Raw genomic sequence first — 10884 nt, forward strand, 5'->3', positions numbered from 1 at the left:
GACGCGCGCCTCTCGCGTGATCAGGGCCTATGGGGGCGGCGCCGGCGGCGGAGGTGCCAGCAGCGGAATGGTGATCGGGGGCAGGCCGGGAATCTCGACGACCTGCGATCCGACGACCTCCGGCGGCAGACCACCATCGGGCGGTGGTGGCGGTGGTGGCGGGATCCCATTGCTGATCTGGATCGTCACGATCGAGCCCGGAATCGTCTGGCCGGTGGGCGAGGTGCCCACCACCTCGCCGTACTTGGCGCTGCTGTTGACCGAGTTGGGCTGGTCGGCGACCTGGAAACCCGCATCACGCAGGCGCTGGCGCGCCTGGTCGATGTCCAGACCGGCCACGCTGGGCACCCGCCCGGCGGGTGAACCGTCCATGTAACGCGGATCGGTGGGGGGCAGGTGCACCTCGCCGAAGTTGTTGGCGATCGGCTGCAGCGCGGTGAACCAGGTGCGTGCGGGCTCGTTACCGCCGTACAGGTCGCCGCTGCCGCAGTGGCGCAGCGGGCCGGAGCACAGGTCGGTCGGGGACGGGGAGTCGTCGTAGATGTAGTTGGCGGCCGCGTAGCGGTTGGTGAAGCCGACGAAACCGGAGGAGCGGTGTGCTTCGGTGGTACCGGTCTTGCCGGACATCGGCAGGGTCCAGCCGGCCGCACCGGCGGATCCGGCGGCCGTGCCGCTCCCCACCGAGTCCTTGCTCATCGCATTGGCGAGGGTGTTGGCCAGACCCTCGGGGACGACCTGCTCACAGGTCTCGGTGGTGACGGACACCTCGTTGCCGTTGCGGTCGATAAGCTTGTCGATCGGGTTCGGCGGGCACCACATGCCACCCGACGCCAAGGTGGCCGCCACGTTGGACAACTCCAGCGCATTGACCTCGATGGGCCCGAGGGTGAACGAGCCGATGTTCTGCCGTTTGACGAAGTCGGCCAGGCTCTCGTTGCTGTCGGGGTTGTAATCGCGTGCGGTGCCGGGGTTGGCGTAGGACCGCAGGCCGAGCTTGATGGCCATGTCCACCGCACGCGTCACCCCGACCTGCGAGATCAGCTTGGCGAACGCGGTGTTGGGCGAGGTGGCCAGCGCGTCCGTCACGCTCATGCTGCCGCGGTAGTTACCCGCGTTGACCACGCACCAGGTGTCCTTGGGGCAGCCCTTGGCGCCGCCGCTGCCCAGACCTTTGCCCTGGAACCGCGGCGGGACGTCCAGCTGGGCGTTGATGCCCATCCCCATGTCGAGGGCGGCCGCCGTCGTGAAGATCTTGAAGATCGAGCCGGCACCGTCACCGACCAGGGAGAACGGCTGTGGTCGCATGGTCTCGCCGGCCTCGGTGTCCAGGCCGTACTTGCGGTTGCTGGCCATCGCGACCACTTTGTGCGACGTCTTGCCGGGCAGGATCACGCTCATCACGCTCGAGATGCCGCTCAGCGTCGGGGGAGCGAACTTGTCGATGGCCGACTTGACTGGAATCTGCACGTCGGGATCCAGCGTGGTGCGGATCAGGTAGCCGCCGCGGGCTACCTGTTCCTTGCTGATCCCCGCGCGCGACAGATACTCCTGGACGTAGTCGCAGAAGAAGGCGCGATCCCCGGCCGCGATGCAGCCTCGCGGCAGCTCGTTGGGCTGCGGCAGGATCCCCAGCGGCTGGGCCTTGGCGGCCCGCAGGGCGTCGGCCTCGTTGGGGATGTTCTCGATCATGGTGTCGAGCACCAGGTTCCGCCGGGCCAGCGCTCCCTCGGGGTTGGTGTAGGGGTTCAGCGCGCTGGTCGACTGCACCATGCCCGCCAGCAGCGCCGCCTGCTGCCAGTTCAGGTCGCTGGCATTCACGCCGAAGTAGGTCTGCGCGGCGTCCTGGATGCCGAACGAGTTGTTCCCGAACGACACCAGGTTCAGGTAGCGGGTGAGGATCTCCGGCTTGGTGAAGGTCTTGTCCAGCGTGAGCGCCATGCGGATCTCGCGCAGCTTGCGTGCCGGGGTCGTCTCCACGGCTGCGCGCTTCTCCGCATCGGTCTGGGCCGTGACCAGCAGTTGGTAGTTCTTGATGTACTGCTGCTCGATGGTCGAACCGCCGCGGGTCTCGACATCGCCGGATGCGTAGCCGGCCAGCCCGGTCAACGTGCCTTTCCAGTCGACGCCGTTGTGATCGGCGAACCGCTTGTCCTCGATCGAGACGATCGCCAGCTTCATGGTGTTGGCGATCTTGTCGGTCGGCACCTCGAAGCGGCGCTGGGAGTACAGCCACGCGATGGTGTTGCCCTTCGCGTCGACCATCGTCGACACCGCGGGCACCTGTCCCTCGAGGAGCTGAGCCGAACCGTTGGCGACGACCTCGGAAGCACGGTTGGACATCAAGCCGACGCCGCCGGCGAGGGGGAACATCAGCGCGGTGGCGACCACGCCGGCGAGCAGGCAGAAGCCGGCAAGCTTGAGCAGCGTGAGTGCTACCGGGGGACGCTCGGACATGCGTACTACAGTAGCCACCCCTCGTCACCCCCCCACGCCGTGCGCTGGAAAAAATTTCTTTAGCAACTGTTGAACAGCTTCGCCACCCCTGTGAGCTGTGCGATTGCTGCGACATTACTGGTCAGAGCCTCAAAGGGGGACAGGCCGAGGCTGTTTTCCCCGGCCGGCCGGGACAAGACGGCACGGACGTCCCAGAAAAAGCGTTATCGGACTGTTGCGCAATTGGCATGCGAACGCCTAACTTATAAGCGCAGTGAGATTCAGGTAACACCGATGCGCACATTGTGGCCCCAATCGCAATCATCGGCTGGTACCCGAGGAGGGCGGCCGCTCAGCGGCGGCCGGAAGGAAGGGATCAGCTCGTGTCAGGATCACGCCCGGGCGCACGAAGGACCAACCTCACGTCCACAGGTAACCTGCTCCGCAGCGTCGAAGCCGAGGAGCGGATCACCTGGGTGTCGCAGGCGTTGTGCCGTGCCACGGACCCCGACGAGCTGTTCGTACGCGGCGCCGCTCAGCGCAAGGCCGCCGTCATCTGCCGGCACTGCCCGGTTATGCAGGAATGCGCCGCAGACGCGCTGGATAACAAGGTCGAATTCGGCGTGTGGGGCGGCATGACCGAGCGTCAGCGCCGCGCCCTGCTCAAGCAGCACCCCGAGGTGGTCTCCTGGTCGGACTACCTGGACAAGCGCAAGCGCCGCAACATCGTCTGACGTCTGACCCGCCGGCATCGCCCCGCTCGGGGCTCGTTCCCCATTACTTTTTCGTTACAGCTTAGCTGGCCGTTGCTTTCGTTTCTGATCATTTCTGCTGGTCAACAGCTGTTTTGAGGTGGCCGAACGGCCGTCCGCGGGCGGCCGCCGCTGACGCTGCGTCAAATAACCGCGCGAACGGGCGGTATCGTCGCAGGTCGCCGGAGGATCCGGCGCACTCGCTGATCTGGCGAGTGGCCGCACGCTCCGGGGCTGCCCGGGGAGTCGCCGCGGGGCGCGGGTGCATGCTTTGCCCACGCGCCTAGAGGCGTTCCCGTCATTACTGTTTCATTACAAATTAGCTGGGCTCAGCATCGGTGACCTGGTATCCGCGCAGGTCAGCGATGTTTTTGGGGCAATAGATACAGATGTGGTTTGCGATCGCCGTTGCATGAGCGTCAAATAATGCTCGACAGCAGCGTATCGCCGCAGGTCACGGACCGATCAGGCGCACGTGATCTGGTCGGCCAGGGCACGCAGCGCTTCGAGATCGGAGACGTCGAAGGGCAGCGACGGCACCCCGATCACCGGCACGTGCGGATTGGCGCCGGTGAACCGGGACAGCAGCCGGATCTCTCTCTTCGCCATCTGGCCCCGGTCGGCATGGATGTGCAGCACGGCTGACGCCAGCGACGCAGCCTGCGAACCGTCTGCTTCGGCCTCCAGCTTCTCTATGGCATCGATTGCTCGCTCGACGGGCAATGGGCACAACATCGGGTGGGTGCGGTTCAAGACCAGCCCCGCCAGCGGCATCCCTTCCTGGGACAACCGGTCAACAAAGAAGGACGCCTCGCGAAGGGCGTCGGGTTCGGCGGCAGAAACGACCACGAACTGGGTGCCGCGCCGCTTCAGCAATGCGTAGGTGCGATCGGCCTTCTCCCGGAAGCCGCCGAACGTCGCATCCAGCGATTGCACGAAAGCCGCCGCGTCCCCCAGCATTTGAGAGCCGAGGATCGTTGACATCGCCTTCATGGCCAAACCCATCACGCCGGTGACCAGGCGACCGATGCCGCGACCGGGCGCGAGCAGCAGCCGCCACAGGCGGCTGTCCATGAAGCTGCCCAGACGTTTCGGGGCATCCAGGAAGTCCAGTGCGTTGCGGGACGGCGGAGTGTCGACCACCACCAGGTCCCAGCGATCCTGCGCCAGGAGCTGCCCAAGCTTCTCCATGGCCATGTATTCCTGCGTGCCGGCCAGCGAGGTGGCGACCGTCTGATAGAACTGGTTGTCCAAAATCGACTGGGCCCGTTCGGATCCCGAATATTGGACCACCATCTCGTCGAACGTGCGGCGCATGTCCAGCATCATTGCGTGAAGTTCGCCGGGTACCTCCGGCGCCAACGGGACGCGCTGAGGTGTGTTGCCAAGATCGTTGACTCCCAACGCTTGTGCGAGTCGTTTGGCCGGGTCGATCGTCAAAACGACCACGGTGCGCCCGTATTCGGCCGCACGCAGTGCGATAGCTGCTGCGGTGGTGGTCTTGCCCACACCACCCGCGCCGCAGCACACGACGACGCGGTTGGCGGTGTCGGCCAGGATCGCGGCCATGTCAAGCATTGTCGGCTTGTGTATCTGCGTCATGTCTACCGAACCCCCTGCTGCGCAAGTACTTCCGACAGCTCGTACAGGCTGCCCAGATCGACGCCGTCGGAGATCGTCGGCAATTCCAGCCGCGGCACGTGCAGCGAGTCGAGTTGCTGCGCATTCTCGGAGCGCGCGCCGATTCGGGTGGCGTGCTCGATGGTCTCGGTGAGCAGGCCCGCGAAATCGGTGTCCTCGAGCTCGATTCCGGCCATCGCCAATCCGGAGCGCACCGCGTCCGCGTCCACCACCCCCTCGGCGGCCTTCGACAGGTCGTCGTTATCGAGGTAGGCCGGGATGTTGCGGTTCACGATCACACTGCCGATCGGCAGCTGTAGCTCGGCGAGCTCCTCGATTGCCTCCAAGGTTTCCTGTACCGGCAGCGCTTCCAGCAGCGTCACCAGGTGGATGGCGGTCTGGTCGGAGTGCAGCAACCGCACTACCCCTTCGGCCTGCGAGTGCACCGGCCCGCCCTTGGCCAGATCGGACACGGCCTTGGTGACGTCGAGGAACCGGGCGATGCGGCCGGTCGGCGGCGCGTCGACCACGATCGCGTCATAGACCGGAGTCTTGGCTCCCTTGTTCATGCGGATCACCGTCTCCTTGATCTTGCCGGTGAGCAGCACGTCGCGCAGGCCGGGTGCAATGGTCGTGGCGAACTCGATGGCACCGATGCGGCGCATTGCCCGGCCCGCGATGCCCAGGTTGTAGAACATGTCGAGGTATTCCAGGAATGCGGCCTCGATGTCGATGGCCAGCGCATTGACCTGGCCGCCGCGTTCGGCGGTCGCGATCTTGAGTTCCTGGTAGGGCAACGGCGGGACGTCAAAGAGTTGCGCAATCCCTTGGCGCCCTTCGACTTCCACCAGCAGGACTTTGCGACCGCCGGCGGCCAGGGTGAGCGCCAGCGCCGCCGCGATCGTCGACTTGCCGGTACCGCCCTTGCCGGTCACGAAATGGAGGCGGGCCTTCGACAACCGCGAGGGCCACCCGACGGAACTGCCGCCGCTCGATGTGTTTGCCACCATCGCATGCTAGCCGTTGCGGTTTCGCCGGATAAGCTCGCGACCATGACCCAACCCACCACATGGGAGTACGCGACGGTTCCGCTGCTCACCCACGCCACCAAGCAGATCCTCGACCAGTGGGGCGCCGACGGCTGGGAACTGGTGTCGGTGCTGCCCGGCCCCACCGGTGAGCAGCATGTCGCCTACCTGAAGCGCCCCAAGTAGAGGCCCGGATCGATGAGCGCAAAAGCCCGTCTCGAGGAACTCGGCCTCACGCTTCCGCAGCTGGCGGCTCCGCTGGCGGCCTACGTCCCCGCGGTCCGCACCGGCAACCTGGTCTACACGGCCGGCCAGCTGCCGTTCGTCGACGGCAAGTTGCCTGACACCGGAAAGGTCGGCGCCGATGTCGCCCCCGACCTCGGTAAGTCGCTCGCGCGGATCTGCGCGCTCAACGCCCTGGCTGCCGTGGATGCCCTGGTGGGTCTGGACTCGGTGACCCGGGTGGTCAAGGTGGTCGGGTTCGTCGCTTCCGCCCCGGGCTTTCACGGCCAGCCGGGTGTCGTCAACGGAGCCTCGGAACTGTTCGCCGAGGTATTCGGCGAGAGCGGTGTGCACGCCCGGTCGGCGGTCGGGGTGGCCGAGTTGCCTTTGGACGCGCCGGTGGAAGTCGAAGTGATCGTCGAAGTCGGGTAGCCGACGATGCCCGAGGCCGCGGGTGAAGTGCTGACTCATCCCGCTTACGCGCAGCTACGGCCGGTCACCGACACGGCCTCGGTGCTGCTGTGCGACAACCCCGGCCTGATGACGCTGGAGGGCACCAACACCTGGGTATTGCGCGGCCCGCGCAGCGACGAGCTGGTGGTCGTGGATCCCGGTCCCGACGACGACTCGCACCTCGCGCGGCTCGCCGGCCTGGGCCGCATCACGCTGGTGCTGATCAGTCACCGGCACGGGGACCACACCGACGGCATCGACAAGCTGGTTGAGCGGACCGGGGCGACGGTGCGGTCGGCGGGCAGCGGATTCTTGCGTGGGTTCGGCGGCGAATTGATCGACGGCGAAGTGATCGACGCCGCCGGCCTGCGGATCAAGGTGATGTCCACACCGGGGCACACGGCTGATTCGCTGTCGTTCGTGCTCGACGACGCGGTGCTGACCGCCGACACGATGCTGGGCCGCGGCACCACCGTGATGGATTCCGAAGACGGCAACCTGACCGCGTACCTGGAGTCACTGCAGCGGCTGCGTGGGCTGGGGCGACGGGCGGTGCTGCCCGGGCACGGACCGGAGCTGCCGGACCTGAGCAAAACAGCGCAGGACTATCTGGAGCACCGCCACGAGCGGCTGGAACAGGTGCGCGCGGCGCTGCAGCAGCTCGGCGACGATGCCGGTGCCCGTCAGGTCGTCGAACACGTCTATACCGACGTCGACGAGAAACTGTGGGACGCGGCCGAGTGGTCGGTGCAAGTCCAGCTGAACCACCTGCGGAATAGCTCTCGCACCGACCCGTAAAGCACGCACACCTCAGCCGGCGCGTCGTGTGCGTGGCGTAAGTGTCGCGGAGGGAGCGGCTAGCGCGCCCGGCGCGCGAGCCGTTCGGAGTCCGAGATCAGCACGCTCTTGCCCTCCAGGCGGATCCAGCCGCGGTGGGCGAAGTCGGCCAGCGCTTTGTTGACCGTCTCCCGGGAAGCGCCCACCAGCTGGGCGATCTCCTCCTGAGTCAGGTCGTGGGTGACCCGCATGGCGCCACCCTCCTGGGTGCCGAACCGCTGCGCCAGCTGCAGCAGCTGCTTGGCCACCCGCCCGGGCACATCGGTGAAAATCAGGTCCGCCAGGTTGTTGTTGGTGCGCCGCAACCGGCGGGCCAGCACGCGCAGCAGCTGCTCGGCGATTTCCGGGCGGTCGGCGATCCACGCCCGCAACGCGTCGCGGTCCATCGAGACGGCACGCACCTCGGTGATCGTCGTCGCACTGGACGTCCGCGGTCCCGGGTCGAAGATCGACAGCTCGCCGAACATGTCCGACGGGCCCATGATGGTGAGCAGATTCTCCCGCCCATCGGGTGAGCGACGACCGATCTTCACCTTGCCCGCGACGATGATGTACAGCCGGTCACCCGGCTCACCCTCAGCGAAAACGGTGTGTCCACGGGGGAAGTCGACGGGCTGCAACTGCTTGGTCAGCGCGGCGACTGCGCTGGGCTCAACCCCTTGGAAGATTCCGGCCCTTGCCAGGATCTCGTCCACGTTGCCTCTTCTGCCTGTTCAGTGTCTGACGAACTCGATACGGGCTGGCCAAATTGTGACGGCCGACACGAGTCTAAAGGTAGGCCAAACGGTGCGGCCTGCCAACGCTACACACGATTAACGTGTCGAGACAGCGTGACCTGCGTGTCGGTGCGGTACCGGCCTTCCCTGCTGATCGTGATGCGGGTGGGCAGCCCCGATTCGATACGGCCCGCGACATCAGCAGCAAAAAACGTCTCGGCGTGATGGCGTCCGGTCAGCGCTCGCGGTGACGCAGCGGTCTGCAGTCCGAGGGCCTGGCGGCGGTGCAGCAGCTCCAACGCCTCCGGCATTCCGTCGCGGGCCAGCGTGCGGACGTCGACGGCCTCGGCATGGTCCAGGAAATCGGCGACGTCGGTGGCCGACACGGTGTCATGGGTCAGCGTCTTTTCCAGCCGCCCGAGCCCGAGCGTCGCCAGCATCAGCAACGCGGGAATGCAGGCCACCAGCAACCACAGCACACAAAGAGTAAACATGGCCAAGATCTCAGCCAGATCACGAAATCAGTACTCTGTCGTAGGTGTCAGCGGCTAAGTCGTCCGGGCGCACCACGGCAACGCCGGCCACGCCCACCCCCGTCCCCGCCAGTGCGGTCGCCAAGCGCTTCGCCAGCGAGACCCGAACCGGGTTGGTACGACGGGCACGCAGGATGAATCGGGCTCTCGCCCAGGCCTTTCCGCATGTGTACTGCGAGCTGGACTTCACCTCGCCGCTCGAACTGGCGGTCGCGACCATATTGTCGGCCCAGAGCACAGACAAACGGGTGAATCTGACGACGCCGGCGTTGTTCGCGAAGTATCGGAACGCCCTGGATTACGCGCAGGCCGATCGCGACGAGCTGGAGACGTTGATCCGCCCCACCGGGTTCTTCCGCAACAAGGCCACTTCACTGATCGGGCTGGGACAGGCTCTTGTCGAGCGGTTCGACGGCGAGGTGCCCCACACCATGGACGAGTTGGTGACGCTGCCCGGCGTCGGCCGCAAGACCGCCAACGTCATCCTCGGCAACGCGTTCGACATTCCGGGCATCACCGTAGATACCCACTTCGGCCGGCTGGTGCGCCGATGGCGGTGGACCGACGAGAAAGACCCGGTCAAAGTCGAGCACGCCGTCGGGGAGTTGATCGAGCGCAAGGAGTGGACGCTGCTCAGCCACCGGGTGATCTTCCACGGCCGCCGGGTGTGTCATTCGCGGAAGCCGGCGTGCGGGGTGTGCGTCCTGGCCAAGGACTGTCCGTCCTACGGTCTGGGGCCCACCGAACCGCTGCTGGCCGCCCCGCTGGTCCAGGGCCCGGAGACCGACCATCTGTTGGCCCTGGCCGGGTTGTAGTCGCGCCCGGCATGAAGGGGCTCTCCGGTGCCGCACGCTGGACCATCGCGGTCCTGGCGGTGGTAGCCGCCCTGGTGGTGGCGCTGGTGGCGCAGCTGCGCGACGACGCGGCGTCGCCGGCGGCCACCCGGACGCCGATCGGGCGCGAGCATCGGGATGCCGACACCCCCCAGGCGCTGGCCGGGCCGCGCCGGCAGGCCGACCTGGCGACATGTCCGCCCGCCGGGACCGGGGAGGGCGCCCCGGCCCTGCGCGGGGTCGTGGTGGAGTGCGCGGGCGACGGCGCGCCCGTCGACGTGGCGAAGGCGCTGGCCGGCCGGCGGGTGGTGATCAACCTGTGGGCGTACTGGTGCGCGCCTTGCGCTGCCGAACTGCCGGCGATGGCCGAGTATCAACGACGGGTGGGCTCCGACGTGATGGTGCTGACGGTGCATCAGGACGAGAACGAGGCAGCCGCCCTGCTGCGGTTGGCGCAGCTGGGCGTCCGGCTACCCACGCTGCAGGATGGTCGCCGGAAGGTGGCGGCGGCGCTGCGGGTGGCTAACGTGATGCCCGCGACGGTGGTGCTGCGGCCGGACGGTAGCGTTGCGCAGACCCTGCCGCGGGCCTTCGACAGCGCCGACGAGATTGCGGCCGCGGTCGGGGAGTGAGGCGGGGTGAGCGAATCAGATGAGGTGCCGGTGACTGGTGCGGGTACCGCGCGCGAGCCGGGGACGGTCGCCCTGACTCCTGATGCCGGCCCGGCCTGGCTACGGCCGTTGATCGACAACGTCGACCGGATACCCGATGCGTACCGTCGCCGCCTGCCGGCCGACGTGCTGGCGATGGTGACGGCGGCGAAGCGGCTCGGCCGGGGTGGACGGGATGCCGCGGTGCTGGTGCTGTTCTCGGGGCCGGAGTCCGGCGGGGCCGACGGCGGCGTCCCCGATGACGCCGATCTGCTGCTGACCGTGCGGGCCTCAACTTTGCGGCACCATGCGGGTCAGGCCGCTTTCCCGGGCGGCGCATCCGACCCCGGCGACGACGGCCCCGTCGCCACGGCCCTGCGCGAGGCGCGCGAGGAGACCGGCATCGACGTCGGCCGATTGCGTCCACTGGCGACCATGGAACGCACCTTCATCGCCCCGTCGCGCTTCCACGTCGTCCCGGTGCTGGCCTACTCGCCCGACCCGGGCCCGGTGACCGTCGTCAACGACGCCGAGACGGCGATCGTGGCGCGGGTGCCGGTGCGCGCGTTCATCAACCCGGACAATCGGCTGATGGTGTACCGCGGCACCTTGGGACGACGCTGGGCCGGGCCGGCGTTTCTGCTCAACCAGATGCTGGTGTGGGGCTTCACTGGCCAGGTGATCTCTGCGGTGCTCGACGTCGCGGGCTGGGCCCGGCCCTGGGACACCGACGACATCCGCGAGTTGGACGACGCGATGATGCTGGTCGACGACTCAGGCGGGCTGCGAGGTGAGCTGCGGTGAACT

At 67.2% G+C, this 10884-nt stretch carries 12 protein-coding genes; 7 read left to right on the plus strand and 5 right to left on the minus strand.

The window, feature by feature from the left end:
* Positions 1-27: 27 nt before the first annotated feature.
* Complete coding sequence (gene ponA2, locus AC5Y7D_RS08030) at positions 28-2454, minus strand: transglycosylase/D,D-transpeptidase PonA2 (RefSeq protein WP_499922905.1); 2427 nt, start codon at positions 2452-2454, stop codon at positions 28-30.
* Between the two features lie 362 nt (positions 2455-2816).
* On the opposite strand from ponA2, the gene AC5Y7D_RS08035 reads away from it, so the two are divergent.
* Positions 2817-3167 carry a WhiB family transcriptional regulator gene (locus tag AC5Y7D_RS08035; RefSeq protein WP_499922906.1) on the plus strand — a complete coding sequence of 117 codons (351 nt, stop codon included), beginning with the start codon at positions 2817-2819 and terminating at the stop codon, positions 3165-3167.
* 483 nt (positions 3168-3650) lie between these two features.
* On the opposite strand, the gene bagB is transcribed toward AC5Y7D_RS08035, so the two are convergent.
* Complete coding sequence (bagB, locus tag AC5Y7D_RS08040) at positions 3651-4787, minus strand: ATPase BagB (RefSeq protein ID WP_499922907.1); 1137 nt, start codon at positions 4785-4787, stop codon at positions 3651-3653.
* A gap of 2 nt (positions 4788-4789) precedes the next feature.
* Positions 4790-5815: an ATPase BagA gene (gene bagA / locus AC5Y7D_RS08045; protein WP_499922908.1), complete on the minus strand. Its 1026-nt coding sequence runs from the start codon at positions 5813-5815 to the stop codon at positions 4790-4792.
* 42 nt (positions 5816-5857) lie between these two features.
* Between bagA and sp36 the strand changes: the two genes are divergently transcribed.
* The 3 genes from sp36 to AC5Y7D_RS08060 are packed head-to-tail and all read left to right on the plus strand — an operon-like array spanning position 5858 to position 7306.
* On the plus strand, positions 5858-6019 hold the full coding sequence (sp36, locus tag AC5Y7D_RS08050) for a Sp36 family protein (protein ID WP_099051178.1): 162 nt from the start codon (positions 5858-5860) through the stop codon (positions 6017-6019).
* Between the two features lie 12 nt (positions 6020-6031).
* Complete coding sequence (locus tag AC5Y7D_RS08055) at positions 6032-6487, plus strand: RidA family protein (RefSeq protein WP_499922910.1); 456 nt, start codon at positions 6032-6034, stop codon at positions 6485-6487.
* A 6-nt stretch (positions 6488-6493) separates the two neighbouring features.
* Positions 6494-7306: an MBL fold metallo-hydrolase gene (locus AC5Y7D_RS08060; RefSeq protein ID WP_499922911.1), complete on the plus strand. Its 813-nt coding sequence runs from the start codon at positions 6494-6496 to the stop codon at positions 7304-7306.
* 59 nt (positions 7307-7365) lie between these two features.
* On the opposite strand, the gene crp is transcribed toward AC5Y7D_RS08060, so the two are convergent.
* A complete protein-coding gene (crp, locus tag AC5Y7D_RS08065) occupies positions 7366-8040 on the minus strand; it encodes a cAMP-activated global transcriptional regulator CRP (RefSeq protein WP_036362963.1) in 675 nt (224 codons plus the stop codon).
* Positions 8041-8147: 107 nt separating this feature from the next.
* The gene (locus AC5Y7D_RS08070) at positions 8148-8555 is read right to left on the minus strand and encodes a hypothetical protein (protein ID WP_499922912.1); all 408 of its coding nucleotides are present in this window, start codon (positions 8553-8555) and stop codon (positions 8148-8150) included.
* Between the two features lie 173 nt (positions 8556-8728).
* Here AC5Y7D_RS08070 and nth point away from each other — a divergent pair, with 173 nt between their 5' ends.
* Genes nth through AC5Y7D_RS08085 form a run of 3 tightly spaced genes read left to right on the plus strand, consistent with a single transcriptional unit; the run spans position 8729 to position 10881 of the window.
* Complete coding sequence (nth, locus tag AC5Y7D_RS08075) at positions 8729-9409, plus strand: endonuclease III (RefSeq protein ID WP_499923173.1); 681 nt, start codon at positions 8729-8731, stop codon at positions 9407-9409.
* Between the two features lie 11 nt (positions 9410-9420).
* The gene (locus AC5Y7D_RS08080) at positions 9421-10059 is read left to right on the plus strand and encodes a TlpA family protein disulfide reductase (protein WP_499922914.1); all 639 of its coding nucleotides are present in this window, start codon (positions 9421-9423) and stop codon (positions 10057-10059) included.
* A 6-nt stretch (positions 10060-10065) separates the two neighbouring features.
* Complete coding sequence (locus AC5Y7D_RS08085; protein ID WP_499922916.1) at positions 10066-10881, plus strand: NUDIX hydrolase; 816 nt, start codon at positions 10066-10068, stop codon at positions 10879-10881.
* Positions 10882-10884 lie beyond the last annotated feature (3 nt).

The sequence above is a fragment of the Mycobacterium sp. NGS49 genome (genome assembly GCF_059812565.1).